Origin of the sequence: Fischerella sp. PCC 9605 (assembly GCF_000517105.1) — a bacterium.
Lineage (GTDB): Bacteria > Cyanobacteriota > Cyanobacteriia > Cyanobacteriales > Nostocaceae > PCC9605.
The window spans coordinates 1,484,442-1,503,702 of the sequence record NZ_KI912149.1; the positions used below are offsets into that span (position 1 = coordinate 1,484,442).

Consider the following 19,261-nt stretch of genomic DNA (forward strand, 5'->3'; position numbering starts at 1 on the left):
GTAAGAAAACCAATTTCCAATTCCCAATGCCCAATTCCCTATTCCCAATGCCCAATTCCTAATCCCCAATCCTTAATTCCCAGTCCCTTTTACTTAAACTGCTCAATTATTCCACCACCCAAGACTTTTTCTCCTTCGTACCACACCGCAGCTTGTCCAGGAGTAATGCTGAATTGGGGTTCATCGAAGACTACGCGCACGCGGGAGTTTTCTAAGGGAATTACCGTCACTGGTACGGGAGTGGAACGATAGCGGACTTGTACTTCGGCACGAATCGGGCTAGCGGGTTCGGCGATCGATACCCAATTGACTCGATGCACGGTGCATTCTGGTTGAGTTGCTTTAGTGCGATCGCCCACTATCACCTTGTTATTAACTGCATCCAAAGCAATCACATACAGCGGTTCAGCAGCGGCAATTCCCAAGCCCTTGCGCTGTCCAATTGTGTAATGATGGACACCATCATGCTGACCCAGCACCTTACCGTCAATGTCAACAATATCGCCTTTTTTGGGTGCCAGGTATTTATCCAGAAATGCCCGCATGGAACCGTTAGCTTCAATTAGGCATAAGTCCTGACTTTCTGGCTTTTCAGCGGTTTTAAGTCCATGTTCGGCGGCAATGTGGCGAGTCTCACTTTTTTGCATTTCACCTAGGGGAAATACTGTTCCTGCCAGTAAATCTTGAGACAAGTCATAGAGAAAATAGGTCTGGTCTTTGTTACGATCTACTGCCCGCAGGAGTTCATAACGCTCAGTTGCTTCGTTATAGTTAATCCGGGCATAATGACCTGTAGCAATGCGATCGCATCCCAATTTTTCGCGGGCATACTCCAACATCGGGCCGAACTTGACTGTTCTATTGCACTGGGAGCAAGGTAAAGGCGTAATCCCGGCACTGTAACCAGCAACTAAATAATCAACAATATTTGTCTGAAAGACTTCCCGAATATCAACAACGTGATGGGGAATACCCAGCTGTTCACAGATAAGAGCCGCATCAATCATACCTTCCGAGCAACATTGACCTTTGCCTTTCATCAGCCAAAGGGTCAAACCAATCACTTCATAGCCTTGATTGTGCAAAATGGTGGCGGCGGTGGAACTGTCAACGCCGCCAGATAGTCCAACGACGACCTTTTTCATATCCGTAAACATATTGCTAGGCTCTTATTTCTAAGCTACCACTATGTAATTACTACAACAGGTAACTAATTAGTTTCTGTAGGAAATTATCTACAAACTTTTCTGCTACTATGTCGAGTGCATTACCAATTCAACTTATAGCATTTCTACGCTTTACCCAACCATCTTTGATTGTGGGTGCTTTATTGGGAGGATGCTTGGTCTTTATTTGCCACTCTATTTCCACACCAGCGCAAACACTCTTGCCAACTCTTCCAGCGAGTAGCAACGATCTCTTGCCGCCCCTACCGACAAATATTCAAGAATATACTGTTCCCCAAGTGAATGTAACTCCCCAGGAGTATATGATTAACCGGGGTGACAGACAATATCAGGCGACGCCTTTTAATCAAAATCGCCAAAACTTTGAGCGCTACTTGGTTTATGTTGAGAGTAATAATGTCCAAACCCTGCAACAAGTACGTTTAATTGAACCGACAGCTTATATACGGCAATTTCAAGGACATTCTGTAATTCAGGCAGGAACCTTTAGCAAACCATCCAATGCCCAACAGCGTATCCAACAACTAGCAGCCTACGGTATATATGGGGCGCGGATTGCCAACTTTGCGAATGGTCAGGATCAGATAATCACGACTTACTCTCACGTTAACAATTATCAACCTGTCAACAACTATCAGCCAGAAGTACCTAATTACTACTATGTAGCCATTCCCGCTCACTCAGAAAACATAGCTTCAATTGCCGACCAAATTAAAAACAATATCGGACAAAAAGCGGCCGTCACCACCAGAAATCAGCCACTAGGAGCGCATGTAGCAGTCGGGCCTTTTGCTAATAGGTTACAGGCAGAGCAATGGAATAATTATCTCCAATCTATAGGATTCGGTAACGCTAGAGTTTACTACGCAAGATAGAGTAATAGTTAGTGGTTAGTGGTTAGTAGTTAGTGGTTGGTAGTTGTTTGCACAACAACAAACAACTACCAACAAACAACAAACAACGAAAAATTCTATTGATGAACAGGCAAGAACTAATTTTGCAAGTTGTAGTGACAGCACAACAGATGCGCGATATTGAAGCGCGTATCTTTGCAGCGGGAATGCCTGTGGCGGCTTTGATGGAAAAGGTGGCGGGACTGATTGCCCGTCGCATTGCGGAAATGATCCCTCCAACTCCTAGTAAAGGTGAATGGGGGAGTGGAAGAGCGGAGGAGTGGGGGAGGTATGTAAACAATTATTCTTTCCCCCCTCTCCCTATCCCCCCCTCTTCCCCTCCTCGTGTGGGAATCCTCGTCGGCCCCGGTCACAATGGCGGAGATGCTTTGGTAGTTGCTCGTGAGTTGCACTTTCGCGGGTATGCAGTCTGTATCTATTGCCCTTTCTCTAAGCTCAAGGAATTAACTTCGCAGCATTTACAGTATGCTCAGAGTTTGGGCATTCCATGTTATGAAGCAATAGACGATTTGCCAGAGTGTGATTTATTAATTGATGGCTTGTTTGGATTTGGGTTGGAAAGAGATCTTAAAGACCCTGTTGCTAGTGCTATTAATCAGTTAAATGAAAGGTCTACACCAATTGTTAGTATCGATGTGCCTTCGGGTTTGCATACCGATACTGGTGAATTTCTAGGAACTGCGATCCGCGCCACTCATACGCTGTGTCTGGGTTTGTGGAAGTTGGGTTTATTGCAAGACCATGCTTTGGAATACGTTGGCAAAGCGGAGTTAATTGATTTTGATATTCCCTGGGCGGACGTACAAGCGATACTTGGGGATGCACCCAGCGTTAAACGCATCACCAAAGCCACTGCTTTTTCAACTCTGCCTTTACCTCGTCCTGCTGTCACCCACAAGTATAAAGAAGGGCATTTGCTGCTGATTTGCGGTTCGCGTCGCTATTCTGGAGGTGCAATTTTAACTGGGTTGGGAGCACGGGCTAGTGGAGTTGGTATGCTGTCAATTGCTGTGCCAGAGTCTCTCAAACCGATCTTGGTTAGCCATTTGCCAGAAGCGCTAATTATCGGTTGTCCAGAGACAGAAACAGGTGCGATCGCTCAACTACAATTGCCAGAAAACACCGATCTAAATTCATTTAATGCGATCGCTTGCGGCCCCGGTTTAACCAAAGATGCCAGCCCGATTTTACAACAGGTGTTAGAAAGCACAATTCCTTTGGTTCTCGATGCTGATGGTTTGAATATTCTGGCAGAGATGGGAACCTCCCCTAATCCCCCCTTGCTAAGGAGGGGATTAGGGGGGGTGCGACAAGCATTAACAGTACTTACACCTCATACAGGTGAATTCAAACGCTTATTTCCCGATTTACCCGATGCTAAACAAGACAGAGTCAAAGCAGTGCGGGAAGCTGCAATGCAAAGCGGGGCAGTGGTGTTGTTGAAAGGGGCAAGAACTGCGATCGCCAATCCCCAAGGTTCAGTTTGGATTAATCCCGAAAGTACGCCAGCTTTAGCGCGGGGTGGCAGTGGTGATGTCTTAACCGGGTTAATGGGTGGATTAATCGCACAAGCTGTAACGCGCCAAAAGCCTCTAGAAGAGATGGTTGCAACTGCTGCTTGGTGGCACGCTCAAGCCGGAATTTTAGCAGCCCAAGAGCGAACAGAATTGGGAGTAGATGCGTTTACATTGACACATTATTTGACGCAAATTATCAGCATTTATCAGTAGTTACCTCACCCTTCCCTCATCCCTCGTTCTCAGCCTGAGGCTGGGAACGATATAAAGCTCATCAACAAGGCTATTATTGCACTCGCGATCGCACTTGCACAAGCTATCAACAAAAAAAGCGGCGATCGCGTTTTGCAATGCTGAACTGATACCATTTCTCTAAAATATTGATCTAAATGTTGATACAGATAATTTTCTATAGCCCCCCTTAAAAAGCTTGTCATTACCCACATTTTTCTCAAACTGGCGATCGCCATAAAATTGGATTTCAAAACCCTGATGATTGCGTGACTATTCTCAATAAATATTGAGAGATGACAATACTGCTCGGATAAGACAAATCGATTGACATTTAAACCCTGTAGAGACGTTGCAGTGCAACGTCTCTACATGCCCAAAATTATGACGAAATTGTGATAGATGAGAATTAAACGGAGACCTGCAAACCCTAATTTAGTAAGGTTTCCAGCGATCGCAAACTTTCCCTTGTCACTTAGTACAACATTGCATAAGTTCATGCCGAAATTTTAGCACCAAGAGTCAGCGCCCTTGGTGCGTTTACATTTGCGTCCCTGGAGTGTTTTAAATCGCTACGCTTTTACGCAAAGCTGTACTTAGTTCAAATAGACTTGGCCATCTTGTTGAATTCTGATTGCGGTTTGACTGTTTCTAAATTCCGTGGCTTCATCCAAAGCCAGTTCTAATAATCCTGACTCAGAGGTTGTTGGAGTCATTCTCAAGAACCCACCATCTTGGCGAACAGCAGTGATAGTAATTGCTACTGGCAAGCCTCGCAATACAACTTCTTGTCTACCTGGGAGAACACGCTGTCTAGTATGCCCAATTGCCTGATATGCGATCGCAGCATTGGTGTTATTTTTGAGCCTCACATCTACTCTGCCATTGCTCGGTGTAATCGTAGCGACTGGGTCAAACTGTTTTTCTGGTAAAGGTGGTTGAATCACACTCACTGACGGAGTACCAGGAACAGTTTCACGCGGAGAAATTCCTTGTGTTGCTTGTCGTTGGGTAAAAGCATTGGGTGGGCATCCTTGTGGAACCAATACTCTATTATTATGTGGTTCTTCGTAGAAAATACTGGGGCAGGGGTTAACTTTGGAAAGAGAGGCGGTAGGCTGTTGCTGTGCCACTACCGCTTGTGGAATTGCTGATACAGCAATCATTAACCCACCGCAAACAGCACCCAGTAATTTAGTAGATGTGCGAAATATTTTGTTCATTTTTACCTCTGATTTCCAAATGCTAGAGATAGTCAGTCAATGTAATACAGTTGATATAGATAAGTTTTGAGTTTTATACTAATTCTCTGTAGCGATGAGCTTTATAATTACCCCTATCTCTGATATATCTAATTAGCAAAAGGTACTACAGGTAAGTGACTTAGAACTCATTGTCATGGAGAATTAGTATATTAAATCCAAAAGTTTTAATTAAAGGTTAACAAATCGATAATATTTTCTTCCTCTCACTAGGGGAATGAAAATAAACAAGATTTGCAATATTAGTTTCGATCAAAAGTAATAAAACTCTATCTCTAGAAATAGAACAGTTAGAAGTTAAGAACTGTTTACAATTCCTAACTTCCAACGCTCAAGAAAGAGTGCCGTATTAATTTTAATTTAATACTTACTTAAGCTTCTTCCCATAGTTGGCGAATTTTGTCAGGTAAAAATTCAGTGATTTCCTTGACTCTTTCTTCAGATAATTCGTCCTTGGTTGCTGAAAATACAGCCTTGACTGCATTTTCTACATTTACATCTGGTTGTAAACCTGCTTCTTGATTGATACGGAATAAAAATGTATCAGATTTGATAATTAAAGGTGGGCGCACCCGGCTCAAGAAAGCAACGATGGGATTAGTATCCTTCCACAAGTCTGCAACCTCGTGCAACTTTGTATCATCTTTCACTTCAGCTGGTTTGTGTAATTCATCTGCGACGCGATCGGCTGCTTCTGTAGTCATCATGTCGCGCATCGTACGAAATACTACTTCTGTTATATCCCTAGCATCGTAAACATCTGACAAACCAGCCTGGCGCATTACCTTTTCCAAAAAGGATCTATCTTGTTCTCTGATTTCTGTTTGCATTAAATCCTCCAGTTTTTTATATATAGGTTATGGATCAAGCGATGGTGACCAATAACAACTCAGCAGTTTGTAGAAGTACTGAATAAGTTTTCAAGAGTGGTGATATCAAACTGCTAGAGTTATAATTTTTGACTCACTTCATCAAGCACTGCCATCTAAATTAATAAGTACAATTACTCTTTTTCATCTACCATAGGAAACACGCTGAAATCTGCCACAAGAAACATCAATTGAGTACACTATTAAGTCTCAAGACCTATTGGTAAAGTGACAGTGACAGTAGTGCCTATACCGACAGTACTTTCAACTTGAATTTGACCGTGATGGTTTTCGACAATAGCTAGGGCGATCGCTAACCCCAATCCCGAACCAGTAGTATTTTCTGTTGCTGTCTTGCTATTTGTATGGGTACGCGCCGGATCTACGCGGTAAAAGCGGTCAAACAAACGCGGTAGTGCTTCTGCAGGAATACCAATACCAGTATCACTAATTTTTACTTGCAACTGGGGACTAACATAACGCAGTCCCGAAACACGATTGTTTCCTTCTATCCGCGCCAACTCCACATTTACCCGTCCGGATGAGGTTGTGTAGCGCAAAGCATTGCCAATCAAATTTGTAAACAACCGCACCAATTGATCCCAATTGCCTATCAGCGTGAACCAATTCTCTAAAATTTCGGGGTTAGTTTCGCTAGCAGGAGGATCAACTAAGTTAAAGCTGAGGGTGATGTCTTTTTCCACAGCTAACAGTTGTTGTTCTTCCACCACTTCCATCAGCAAAGCATCCACAGGACAAGGAGAAAAGCTTTCTTTGCTGATACCGCTATCTTGGCGTGCTAAAAACAGCAAATCATTGACTAACTTACCCAAACGCTGTGTTAGCCTTTCTACTACCTTCAATTGTTGCCGATAGTGCTCAAGAGTAGCACCTTCTACCTCTGCTGACTCCAAATCAGCAAGTGCAACTTGCACATTAGTTTGAATCAAAGCAATGGGACTTCTGAGTTCGTGAGAAGCATCAGCAGTAAACTGCTTGAGACGTTGATATGACTGACGCACAGGTTCCATCGCTTTACCAGAAAGGAACCAACCACTCGCCCCCACAGAAAGCACCATCAACCCAGTACCCAGTGCTAAATCAAAAATTAACTGTCGACTCGGTTTTGTTACCTCAAACCAAGGATGACTCACACGCAGATATCCCAATACCTGCTTTCCTACTTCCACTCGTTCAGTTACCTGACGCAGTAACATTCCAGAATCTTCAGCGTTGAATTCAGAGTGAAAAGTGAAAATATCTCCGCGTCCCCGCGTCTTTGTGTCCCCGTGTCTTCCTTTCTCACTTTCCCCATCTCTCTGTTTCACCACATGCACGGTCTCGCCAGTGCGGTTAACATGAATGGGAATATTTAGTGGTTCCGATAAAGTAGACCAAAGTAACTCTCCAGTGGGACTAAACCACTCTAAGTCAATGTGGTCATCTTCTACAGTGTCCGCATTGTTGCGAAAACTAGCTTCAACATTAATACGCGATCGCCCAGTATCAGAGTTGACTGGTTCAATAACCAGCGATCGCTCTACAACTTCCACTACATGATTTAAGGTATCGTCCACCCGCTCAACTAACGTGCTGCGGACATATAAATATACGCCAATAGCAAATAGCAGTAGCAGCACCGCAGTTACGGCTGTGTACCAGAGTGCAAGACGGCGACGAGTAGTTTGAAACATATCGCAACTAGACAAGGTGAGTTAGGCAATTCAGACTGGAACACAAACCAGCCTCACTAATCATTTTCCTCTTTGCTTGCTCACACCGTATATAAGGAAGGGATGTGATATCAATTCCCTAAATTCCTGCTATGAAACCTCCTGTGAGTATTTACCACAGATTGTTTTGTTTCGGTAAGGTAATGGATATTAACGAGATGGGAAAACATACCATTTTTATTTATACAAAAAAATTCCGATCGATAAAAATTAATTTTTTAATTACTGAATTTTGCATTTTTAAGTAATTTCACTGAAGCAGGCTTTTTGAAATAAAAGTTAAATTCTAGATGCAGTTAATCTGAAAGGAAATTGTCTATAAAACACAATAATCAAAGAGAGATAAAACATCATCTTTGTGCATAATTTTCAAAAATGTAACGAAAATATAATTGTAAAAAACATCAGAGCAACTTCATAGATAGATGGCACAAATTGTAATTTTACTCCTTTACAAGTAGTTAAGCACTCACATACCAGCAACCGAATATATCTGAAACAACTCCTAACAATCTAAAAAATATCTCTCTAATTCAGAGATATTAGAACTTAGAAAATCTGGCATCTATCCATTCACACACAACCATTTACATTCAGCAATTAGAAATTCTGCTTCTAATCTGGTTGCATCTCCACAAAACCACATATTGCTTTGAAAAAAGTAATAATCATCTCTGGTTGACTGACGGAAATAAATTTGTGCCGCATTGCCATAAATCATAAATTTGCAGCCAGTGTATTTGTTTAGATGTTGAATTTCTAAAAATATAAAGTAAATAATTATGGGTTTATACAACGGTACAACTAGCTTTCCCGATCCTGGTAGCAACACATCCACAGCACTAGACACTGCAACATACATTGGTGGCTCCCTCCTCAGCACACCAAGCTTATTTCAAGAAGATCTCAGCCGTATAACAGGTTCATCTGATATATCTGATTATTACAGATTCACTCTCAGCAGCTCCAGTATAGTTACCTTGGAACTGGATGGATTAGCGGATAATGCTAATTTATTCCTGCGAAATAGTGCTGGTAGTTCCCTTGCTGCTTCTAGCAATACTGGAACTAGCTCAGAGAGTATACGTTATAGCATTTCCAATCCACCAAGTAACCCATTTTACGCACACGTTTTTCTCCCCACCGGTTCAGCCTCCACCCCATATAATCTTCGTCTCTCCGCAGAAGCTATTCAGGAAAGCGGTCTAGCAGATAACGCAATCGCAAACGCCAGAAACTTTGGTACATTCAGCACTACTAGCAGCATCACTCCCATAACTGATTATGTGAGTGGTACAGGTCAAGTTGTAGATCAAAACGATTACTACAGTTTCACAGTAACTAACAGTGGAACAGTTGGCATCAGTTTGAGTAGTCTGAATGGTACTGATACTCTCTATGCTGATCTTCAACTCATAAATAGTTCCAATTCAGTTATCCAAACCAGTGCTAATGTTGGAACAACATCAGAATCAATTAATCTTAGTCTTGCCCCTGGTACATACTATATCCGGGCTTACTCTTTATCCGCACCCGGTAACTATCAGTTAGAGTTTAACTTTACCGCAGACCCACCAGACCAAGGGGGAAACACTGTAGGAACTGCTACTCCTATTAACCTACCCACTACTATCTCAGATCAAGTCAGTTTAGGAGACACTAGCGACTATTACCAGTTCACCTTAGCTTCAGCATCTCTAGTAGATGTCCAATTCACGTCCCTCACAGCAGATGCGAACTTATATCTTCAAAACCAAAGTGGTGGTAACATTCTCAGTTCAACCCAGCCAGGAACAGCCTTAGATGCAATTCGGATAAGCTTGAATGCTGGTACTTACAAAATCTTAGTTAATCGGGGTTCGGCAACAACATCTGAATATACCTTGAGTGCATCTGCTCAAGCAATAGGACTAGATCAAGCTCCCAACAATACAACAACAGCTCAGAATCTAGGTAGCTTAATCGGTTTCATCTCCCGTAGTGACTTTGTAGGCAATATAGACACTAATGATTACTATAAATTCACTCTAAATACTACTGCTGAACTAAGTCTTGGTCTGAATATTTTGAGTAACTATTCAGATGTGCAGCTTGTCAATGCAGATGTGCAACTTCTTAACAGTAGCGGTACACAAATAGCCATATCTAACCAAACTGGAAATACTGATGAAAGTATTAACACAATCCTTGATGCTGGCACATACTACGTTCGTGTCTACACCTCTGGGTTAGCTAATACCTTCTATGATTTGAATATCACAGCACAGCCACAAGCTAGATTAATACGAGACATTAATTCTACTGGCAGTTCTAACCCTGCAAATCTCACTGCATTAGGTAATACACTGTACTTTACAGCTGATGATGGCGTAAATGGCATGCAATTATGGCGCAGTGACGGTAACACAGCCACTCGTCTGAGTAATACCAGTAACTTTAACCCCAGTAAATTAATAGTTTTCAACAACAGATTATACTTTATCGCCAGCGACAGCACTTTTGGTAGAGAACTTTGGGAGTTTAACGGCACTTCAGTAAATAGGATTAGTGATATTAATCTTGGTACTGGCAATTCTGACCCAGATAACTTGACTGTAGTCGGGAACCAACTCTTCTTTACAGCCACCGATAGTAGTAACATCAAAAAATTGTGGGTTTATGATGGCACAACCGTTAATTTAGTAGACATTAACCCAGGTTTTGCTACTACTGGTACACCCACTTTTACCACTGCTTTTAATAACCGACTCTTCTTCACAGCCCAAAATAACAGTCAACTGTGGTCAACTGACGCTACTATAGCTAGTACACAGGTTATCAGTGCTGGGGAAGCTACTAACTCAACTCCACGTAGCTTGACAGTGGTTGGTAATACTCTGTATTTCACAGCCAACAATGGTACAAGCGGCCAGGAAATATGGCAGTATCAAAGCGGCTCTACAGCTAACTTGCTGAAGGATATTACCCCAGGAAATAATTCTTACGCTCCAGATAGACTAACAGCCGTTGGTAATACCTTGTACTTCGTCACAGATAGCGACAACGACTTTAACTTGGAACTGTGGAAGAGTGACGGTACTGCTGCTGGAACTGTGGGAATTGGAACTGACGGACAAGCACCCAACCTTGGTTTCGGGCCTATCTACTTAACTGCTGTAGGAAACACGCTCTATTTTGTAGCAAACGATCCAGTTCAAGGTTTAGAGCTATGGAAAACAGATGGTACAGATGTCGGCACAGTGGTAGTTAAGGACATCTCATCTGGTAACGCTGACAGTCTTCCTACCGGCCTTGTCAACTTCAAGGGTACCCTCACCTTTGCCGCTTCAGATGGTACTAGCAGGGAGGTGTGGTTCAGTGACGGCACAGAGCCAAATACACGTAAGGTTAGCAACCTTTATCCTGGAGAAAATGCTAACCCGGATTGGCTCACTGTTGTTGGTACTAAACTGTTCTTCACCGCCACAGACGGGGCTAATGGCACAGAATTGTACGTAATTTAAAAGGAGGCGATGGTTAAAAAACAAAATCTATCTTAAAAAACCTAATTTAACTGGTTGCAGTTTCTCAAAAACCTCAGTTAATTGCAGACAAACCAAAACAACAAATTGTTTGTTGCATTGATTTAACGAGATTTACTAACAGTCAACACAATTTGACACAAACACAAACAATAGGGAGATGTGTTCCATTATGAAGAACAAATTTTTAGCTCTAGCTGCTTTCGGTGCTGCTCTGGGTAGCACAATTGTTTCTGCTCCTGCTAACGCACAAATTAATCAAGGTAGTGGTCCAAGCAGTCCAATTACCGTTAATGTATCCGTTCCAGAAGTTCTCTATTTGAGAACAATTACGGACACTGATATAGAAATCACTGCTGCTGATTTGACTGCTGCCACATTAACCGCAGTACCAGGGACTACCCCCCCTGCTTACATTGGCAGCGATAAAAATGAAGAAGCTGATGGTACTGTTAACTCTACTTCTCCATTTGCGGGAGGATTTGCAGATGGTTTACCTGTTCAAAAAACCATTACCAGCGCCTATGTTGTTTGGTCTAATTCTCCCTCAGGCAGCTACCAAGTACAAGTAACACCTCCTGCTGGTGGGTTGATTGGGCCTGGTGGTAAAACTATTAACGTTGCTGTTGTCGGTGCTAACCCAGCTACACGGCCTGCTGAAGGTCTAATTACTGCCACTCCTGGAGATATTGGCTTGGAACTCTCACCATCAGATTCTAACCCCACTGCTGGAACCTACACAGGTGATGTGACAGTTGAAGCTTTTAGACCGTAGCCTGTTAACCTTCGTCTTGGTGGCATTGAGAGAAATAATCTGCCTCAAACCTGGCCAGTAAAAAGCAGACTTGTCTCCTCTTGCCCACATGATTCAGTTCTCTGGTTAGCTTTCTGAATCAATTCTTTAACCCCCTGAAAAATGGGGGCTACTTCCCATATTACACCTTTTAGTTAGGAATTTCAAATCCTCAAAAAGATTGAGCTTTTATGACTTTATCTCGATATATCTCGACAATTTATAAAGTTTTGGCGATAGTACATTGTCAAATTAATGAAGTTGGGAAATATCACTTTACATGACTTTGATGTAGGCAATTTAGCAATATGTCATGGCATAAAATCAAGATTTGCAAAGGCTATCTCTTTAGTTGTTTGGGCTTAAGTACAGCTATTTTGGTATGGTTACAGTCTCAGACACAAGCACAATTTATATCTAGTGTTGAACCTATAGAAATTTACCAATTAGCTACTCCCCAAATACTAACCATTCCTCCTATAAGACAATCAGAAATTACTTTTACCACCAAGAGCGAGTCAGTTAATAACCCAAGAGATTTATTAGCACCGCCTCTATTTAATACTTCTATTGTGCGGGAATTTCCTCGTATTTGGCAGATGCGGGTTCCCTTAGATCAGGTTGATTCTCTCTATGCTACCTATGATATTCGAGGTCAAAATGGTAACGATAATGCAATGAGTAATGAGCAACATTCCGATGCAGCGGTTCCAGTTGTTATAGAACCTTTACCTATTATGGAAATTTCCCGTGACCCCAACAGTAATACAGCCGTATTACAAGGAGGTTTCCGATTAAAAATGGATCTTTCTAGTAGTCAGTTTGCAGGTACATATTCTGGAGACTTAACGGTAATAGTAGATCGTCGTTGACCTTCTCTACCTTTGAGACAAAAACATAGTGAGTTGTAGTGTGTTAATGTGAAAAATTTAATTCAGATGTTACAAAAACCTAGAAATATTGCCCTTGGTTTAATTGGAGCATTAGTTCTAGGTGCACCTCCAGCTAATGCCATTAATATTGCTGTATCTCCATCCAGATTCATCCTAGAGATTAGTAGCAAAAAAACACGCTCTCAAGCTGTTCGTGTTGTCAATGTTGATTCTCAGCCAGTTGAACTGAAGGTCTATGTAAAATCATGGGTGCTGAATGAACAAAATAAATTAGAATTAGTTCCGTCTCGTGAGCAGTCTTTAGACCAATGGATTGTTTACACCCCTTCTCGATTTACAATTCCCCCTGGTGGTTCACAAACTATCCGCTTTGCCATTCGTCCTCGCGTCCAGCCACAACAAGGTGAACACCGAGCGGTTTTGTATATCGAAGAAGTTCCTACTAATAATGCACAATCCAAAGGAGTGCAGGTAACTGGACGGCTAGGCGTTGCTATCTATGGCTATGTAGGAGACATTAAGCGAGTTGGGTTATTGAATGCTATTAACGTAGATACTAAATCCGATGCTGTGCGAGCATCCTTTGATATTTCTAGTCAAGGAAATGGCTTTGTCCGTCTGAATGGACAATATGCTGTCTGGCCTGCTGCTCAATATCCAGGTGCTGAGGCTACAAAACCTATAGCTGATTTAGATAAACCAACTCCTAAACTTCCGAAAGAGGTAGTAACAGCTGGCTTCTTACCTGACACACCAGTTTTACCTGACACCCGTCGTCGGATTTTATTACCAATTATCAAAAAATTACCCCCTGGTAATTATGTATTAGACATCAATGGGGAACTGAATGGTGTGGCGATTCAAAAAGGCATACCTTTTACAGTTCCCGTGAATAGTCCAGTGGCTAATAATAGGAGCTCTCGAATTCAGCCCGCTTCACAAAAGCTAAGAGACTCTCTTAAAAATTCTCAAAAACGTAAATAGCTGCTGCTAATTCAAAAGTAGGTTTTTATTCTTCCCAAAAATGATTCTTTAGCCGGGAAGCTTTTTAGGCTACCCATACGAATTTGTGTGCTTTACTTATGTTCTACCAACCTTCTACACTTCCTCCACCAGTTACGATTGTACAGTCTGAGAATACCTCTTGCATAACGCCAGTGGATGCTAGCGTTAGTGAGAAGAATCAGGTAATTGCAGGCACAATAGCAGCTCCTAGCACACCAGAAACCTTACCACCTGAATTTTCCACGGATGGTTCACAGCACTCCTGTACTCAAGCACAACTGGGTGAAAAGGTCGAGAATCAAAGTATCACAGCCAATAACACCACAAATCCAAATAATGATACTGGAAATGCTATAGACCCTGGCAATAAACAACTTAGTAAAAAGGTTGTGGCTCAAAGCACTACAGCATCAGTAACTTCTCTAGAAAACACTCACGCAGATGCCAATCATACTGCTGCTAACACTGATACAAGAAATACAATAGCTGCCGAGCAGCAACAACCTAGTAGTAATAATTTAGTTGCCCAAGAGTCTAAAGCGTCAACACAAAAAAATAATCCAGCACCAAATATTCCTGCTGACAATATTTTAGCTACTGCCAAAAGTTTATTAGTTGGAGTATTTATCAATGAACGGGAAGTTGGGAGTTTAGAGGTTATACCCGAGGGAAATACTTTATTAATTCCACTTGATGATTTTGCCCAAATAGCCGACTTAGAAGTTGAAAAGACCGAAGATAAAATTCAACTGAAGACACCTTTAGGTGTAGTAACTCTGACAGAAGCAGACTTCAAAAAAATTGAAGGTATCACATACATTAGTGATACCTTCTTAAAAGAAAATTTACTCACAAATATAGAGCTAAAAACTTCTGATTTGGCTCTAAATGTTGATTTACCTTGGCGTAGAAGTGGTGGACAATCTGGTCAAGCGATTGACCTGCAACCAGAAGTTAGACCTCCTAGCAGTGGCTTATCAAATTTACGGCAAGAGTTAAATTATCATGATAACTCTGGTAGAACAAATTGGCGTACTTCTACTCTTTTGGGTGGACGTTTAGCAGGTGGTGCGTGGCGTTTACGTCTAGATAATAATTTTGTTAACAATCCTCAGTTATCTGAATATTTTTACTTTAAACGCTCAGGTCAGTTTCTCTATCAGATTGGTAAGCAGCAACTCGCCCTGAATCCTGTGTTGTCAGGATTGAATTTGACAGGGTTGCAATTTGGTTACACGAATCTCTCCGCAGATCGGTTTAATACAAGTTACAGTGCATCTGAGCTTTTACCCCGACGTTCTCAGCCGACACAAACATTTCGTGGCGTTGTTCCTCCAGCTAGTTTTGTGCAATTAAGAGTTGGCGGTGTTGTACTTGCTCAACAACAGGTAGGACTGGGTGGAGAGTATGATTTCCAAGATGTACGTTTACCGATTGGTCAAACTAGTGACATTGAACTTTTGGTATATGAACGCAATAACCTGAGTGTACCAATAGAAATTCGTTCTCTAAGCCTCAATTCTTCAGATTTGTTGTTACCAGCAAGTGGTAATCTCCAGTTGGCGGGTTTAGGTGTAACTGGTAACTGGCTACAAAATAGTTTATTTGATGATTTTAATTCTACTCAGGCAGGTAAGTTTGCAGGTTTCTATCAGATACGTCAAGGTGTTTCTAATGATTTAACTTTGGAAGCCGGTGTACAGGTACTTCCAGAGACTACCCAAGCCCAAGTTGGTTTTGCTTGGCGTTTAGCCAGTCCGTTGATTTTATCAGCTAATGTGGGGACTTCAGCTGGTGAATTGGCTTATAAAGCAGATTTAGATTTTCAGTTAAGTAACTGGCGCATTCTAGGTACTTCTGAGTTGTATCCCAAGGGATATTTAGCGAGTTTTAACACCGATAATGGACGCGATCGCCAAAATCATAGCTTAGATGCTAGCTATAAGTTTAGTGATGATTTTACGCTGGGATTGATCGCTCGCAGTTACCAATCTCTGAATATAGACTCTAGCTATATTTTGCCTACTTTTTTCCTCCGCCCGGCTCGTAACTTATCTTTTAGAGGCTCGCCTAACTATAGCGGAGACTATGTATTTGGTGCTACATATCAACCTACAAGAAATTCTAGACTATTGTTTAACGCCTATGGTGATATATATACATCAGATTTTAGTTATGATCTGAACCGCCAGTATCGCTTATCTTTTGGCACTGAATCTGGTGGCGATTTAGCTACTCGTTATACTTTAACACTTGGTCGCAACGCACAAACTTTATCGGGCTTAAGCTGGCGGTTAGGTCTGGGATATAGAGAGGGAGAAATAGGCCCCTTTGTAGGCGCTAGTATGCGGATACTGCCAGGTTTATTCGCATCGATTGATTATCAAGGCATACCCTCTAGATATAGAAACATTGTTGGTAGTATTGGCGACGATCGCTTGACTATATCACTAATATCAGATTTATCGTTTGCTGGTGGCAGCCTAGCACCAGCTGAGTATAGCTCAATAAGTAAAGACAGAGGTGCGATCGCTGGGCGAATAATTGTCGAAGGTGGCAGAAAGAATACAGACCTGAGTGGAGGTATCATCCAAGTATACAATAACCGTGGTCGCAATGTTGGTGCAGCCAAAATTGACTCTCAAGGTAATTTCTTTGTTGGTAATTTGCGAGAAGGTGTTTATGTGGTGCAACTTGATCCAGACGAGTTACCGATTGAGATCGCACTAAGAAAAACTTCTATAGTTGCTGAGGTAGCCAGTTCTGCTGTTACTAAGTTGGATTTCCCCGTAGGATTAGAATATGGTTTGGCAGGCAGAATTACTGATGTGTCAGGCCAGCCAATGGCACAAGTACAAGTGGAACTCGTCGGTGCTGATGGCAAACCTATTACATCTGCGGTAACAGACGAATCTGGTCTTTATCGTCTCGATGGAGTTCCTGTTGGTAAGTATACATTGCAGATTCCCTCCCAAGATGCTATTGCTGAAGGTAAAAATCTCCCCAAACGTGGGGTAGAAATTCGCAATGATTTTGTCTATGAGCAAAATCTGCAATTACCTATCTCGGCAGCAGCAAGGAAAAATGAGATAAAGGCAAAAGAGTAAACTTGATTGCTTTATTTTCAGAGAACCCCACCCCTTAGGACGTGTTTTCTAACTCTTAGATCCCCCCTAACCCTCCTTAAAAAGGGGGGAAATTTACTTTAAAGTCCACGCCATGTGCTACAACGGGGGGCTTAGGGGCCCCCACGATAGTGGGGTTGGGGGGAAACCCTCCAACGCAGTGGCTCCCCTTTCCAAGGGGGATTTAGGGGTATCTGAAAATCTGGGATAGTGTCAGGAGTAGTTACCCCTCCCCGCTTGCGGGGAGGGGTTATTATCCTGAGTTTTAGTTGCGTAAATTCATAAATAAACTCAGATAAATCAAAAAAGGTTTAAATCAAAGTCACTTGATTTCAGAATTACATTCTGTAACGCTCTTTCTTCTCAGGAAGTTACGGGCAAATTATCAATTGCAAATATTTTGGAGAAATTGTATTACAAGTATTCCGGAGGGCTTTAAGAGTGTACCGCATCCTATTCATATTTGCTCTGATTTTTACTCTTGGATTTTCGGGGTGTCGTTCTGTACATATGACAAATTCTGCCACTGCACCCCTTTTCAATAATCTTGGCAATTACCATCATCCCATTTCCACAAAATCTCAACTTGCCCAACGCTACTTTGACCAAGGGTTAATCCTCGCTTATGGTTTCAACCATGCTGAAGCTGAACGCTCTTTTCGGGAAGCTGCTAAACTCGATCCGGAGTGTGCTATTTGTAACTGGGGAGTTGCCCTTGTCCTTGGCTCAAATATCAATGCTGCTATGGATGATGCGGCTATGTCTCCAACTTGGGAAGCACTTCAAAAGGCGCTACAACTGAGTGGAAAAGCTAGCGAAAAAGAGAAGGCTTATATTCAGGCGTTGACAAAACGCTATTCACAAAAGCCTACGGAAAACCGTAAGTCTTTGGATATCAACTATGCAAACGCAATGCGAGAGGTAGCTAAAACTTACCCAGACGATTTGGACGCTGCAACTCTATTTGCTGAAGCGCTAATGAATACTATGCCTTGGGATTACTGGCAAGAAAACGGTAAACCAAAGCTAGAAACTCAAGAAATACTTACTACATTGGAATCAGTATTAAAACGCAATCCCAACCATCCTGGGGCAAATCATTTATATATTCATGCTGTCGAAGCTGTGCGACCTGAACTAGGTGTGGTAGCAGCCGATCGCCTTGGTAATTTAGTACCGGGTTCCGGACACCTCGTGCATATGCCCTCACATATCTACATCCGCGTTGGGCGATATCACGATGCTGCTATAGCTAACCAACAAGCTATTGCTGCTGACAAGGAATACATTACCCAATACCACAAGCAAGGTATGTATCCTCTAGCCTATGTGCCGCACAATCATCATTTCCTCTGGGCTGCTGCCACAATGGAAGGAAACCAAAAACTCGCTATGCAAGCTGCCTACGATACCGCAGCAATGGCAGATGAAAAGCAAATGCGAGAACCGGGATATGCAACACTACAGCATTACTATTCCATCCCGCTTTATACTCTGACTCGCTTTGGCAAGTGGGATGAAATTTTAGCTGAACCAGCCCCAGCAGACGATTTGAAGTATCCAACCGGAGTTTGGCATTATGCGCGGGGAACTGCCTTGACAGCAAAAGGTCAACTCCAGGAAGCCGCACGGGAACTAGAACATCTGCAAGCGATCGCCGCCGATCCGGCATTGGAAAAAGTCACAATTTGGGATATCAACACCACTGCTAATTTATTGAAAATAGCATCAGAGGTTTTGACTGGTAAACTCGCTGCCAAACAAGGTGATTATGAAAAAGCGATCGCCCATCTCAAAAATGCTGTCAATCTTGAAGACAAGCTCAACTACGACGAACCCCCACCTTGGCATTACCCAGTCCGTCAATCTCTGGGAGCAGTTTTACTGGAGGCTAATAGACCGACAGAAGCTGAAATTGTATATCACGAAGATTTGAAACGCTTTCCAGAAAACGGTTGGTCGCTGGCAGGTCTTGCCAAGAGTTTAGAAGCACAGGGCAAAACCGAAGAAGCTCAAGCAGTGCAAAAGCGCTTTACTGATGCTTGGAAGCATGCTGACTTATCCCTAACTGTAGCGCAGCTTTGATGAAAAGTGGAGACGCAATCAATCGCGTCTCTACTCAGGTGCAAAGAAAATCAAGACTATTGCGAAAATCACAAGAGGCTTTTGTAGTATTAAGTTACATAAATAGTACAAATCCAGATTCAGTTA

General features: G+C 42.3%; 13 protein-coding genes. 8 read left to right on the forward strand and 5 right to left on the reverse strand.

The features are described 5' to 3' along the window. Positions 1 to 89: 89 nt before the first annotated feature. The gene (gene mnmA, locus FIS9605_RS0121435; RefSeq protein ID WP_026734425.1) at positions 90 to 1,145 is read right to left on the reverse strand and encodes a tRNA 2-thiouridine(34) synthase MnmA; all 1,056 of its coding nucleotides are present in this window, start codon (positions 1,143 to 1,145) and stop codon (positions 90 to 92) included. A 110-nt stretch (positions 1,146 to 1,255) separates the two neighbouring features. Here mnmA and FIS9605_RS0121440 point away from each other — a divergent pair, with 110 nt between their 5' ends. After that, positions 1,256 to 2,062 (forward strand): hypothetical protein, encoded by an 807-nt coding sequence (locus tag FIS9605_RS0121440; protein WP_035139992.1) that lies wholly within the window; start codon positions 1,256 to 1,258, stop codon positions 2,060 to 2,062. Between the two features lie 101 nt (positions 2,063 to 2,163). Next, entirely contained in the window at positions 2,164 to 3,831 is a 1,668-nt protein-coding gene (locus tag FIS9605_RS0121445; RefSeq protein WP_026734427.1) for a bifunctional ADP-dependent NAD(P)H-hydrate dehydratase/NAD(P)H-hydrate epimerase, read from the forward strand. Positions 3,832 to 3,860: 29 nt separating this feature from the next. Here FIS9605_RS0121445 and FIS9605_RS42920 read toward each other — a convergent pair whose 3' ends face one another. The 4 genes from FIS9605_RS42920 to FIS9605_RS0121460 form a co-directional block, all read right to left on the reverse strand. After that, a complete protein-coding gene (locus tag FIS9605_RS42920; protein WP_155960478.1) occupies positions 3,861 to 4,103 on the reverse strand; it encodes a hypothetical protein in 243 nt (80 codons plus the stop codon). Positions 4,104 to 4,445: 342 nt separating this feature from the next. Next, positions 4,446 to 5,072: a hypothetical protein gene (locus FIS9605_RS0121450; RefSeq protein ID WP_026734428.1), complete on the reverse strand. Its 627-nt coding sequence runs from the start codon at positions 5,070 to 5,072 to the stop codon at positions 4,446 to 4,448. 410 nt (positions 5,073 to 5,482) lie between these two features. Continuing rightward, positions 5,483 to 5,941 (reverse strand): DUF2267 domain-containing protein, encoded by a 459-nt coding sequence (locus FIS9605_RS0121455; protein WP_026734429.1) that lies wholly within the window; start codon positions 5,939 to 5,941, stop codon positions 5,483 to 5,485. Between the two features lie 242 nt (positions 5,942 to 6,183). Next, complete coding sequence (locus FIS9605_RS0121460) at positions 6,184 to 7,674, reverse strand: sensor histidine kinase (RefSeq protein WP_026734430.1); 1,491 nt, start codon at positions 7,672 to 7,674, stop codon at positions 6,184 to 6,186. An 821-nt stretch (positions 7,675 to 8,495) separates the two neighbouring features. On the opposite strand from FIS9605_RS0121460, the gene FIS9605_RS0121470 reads away from it, so the two are divergent. From FIS9605_RS0121470 to FIS9605_RS0121495, 6 genes are all read left to right on the forward strand, one after another. Continuing rightward, the gene (locus FIS9605_RS0121470) at positions 8,496 to 11,216 is read left to right on the forward strand and encodes an ELWxxDGT repeat protein (RefSeq protein WP_026734432.1); all 2,721 of its coding nucleotides are present in this window, start codon (positions 8,496 to 8,498) and stop codon (positions 11,214 to 11,216) included. A gap of 190 nt (positions 11,217 to 11,406) precedes the next feature. Then, on the forward strand, positions 11,407 to 12,009 hold the full coding sequence (locus FIS9605_RS0121475) for a hypothetical protein (protein ID WP_026734433.1): 603 nt from the start codon (positions 11,407 to 11,409) through the stop codon (positions 12,007 to 12,009). 326 nt (positions 12,010 to 12,335) lie between these two features. Beyond that, positions 12,336 to 12,899: a hypothetical protein gene (locus FIS9605_RS0121480; RefSeq protein WP_026734434.1), complete on the forward strand. Its 564-nt coding sequence runs from the start codon at positions 12,336 to 12,338 to the stop codon at positions 12,897 to 12,899. Between the two features lie 66 nt (positions 12,900 to 12,965). Continuing rightward, a complete protein-coding gene (locus FIS9605_RS0121485) occupies positions 12,966 to 13,904 on the forward strand; it encodes a fimbrial biogenesis chaperone (protein ID WP_026734435.1) in 939 nt (312 codons plus the stop codon). A gap of 98 nt (positions 13,905 to 14,002) precedes the next feature. Further along, positions 14,003 to 17,032 carry a carboxypeptidase-like regulatory domain-containing protein gene (locus FIS9605_RS0121490; RefSeq protein ID WP_026734436.1) on the forward strand — a complete coding sequence of 1,010 codons (3,030 nt, stop codon included), beginning with the start codon at positions 14,003 to 14,005 and terminating at the stop codon, positions 17,030 to 17,032. A gap of 528 nt (positions 17,033 to 17,560) precedes the next feature. Then, on the forward strand, positions 17,561 to 19,135 hold the full coding sequence (locus tag FIS9605_RS0121495) for a hypothetical protein (RefSeq protein ID WP_231510410.1): 1,575 nt from the start codon (positions 17,561 to 17,563) through the stop codon (positions 19,133 to 19,135). Positions 19,136 to 19,261: the final 126 nt, after the last annotated feature.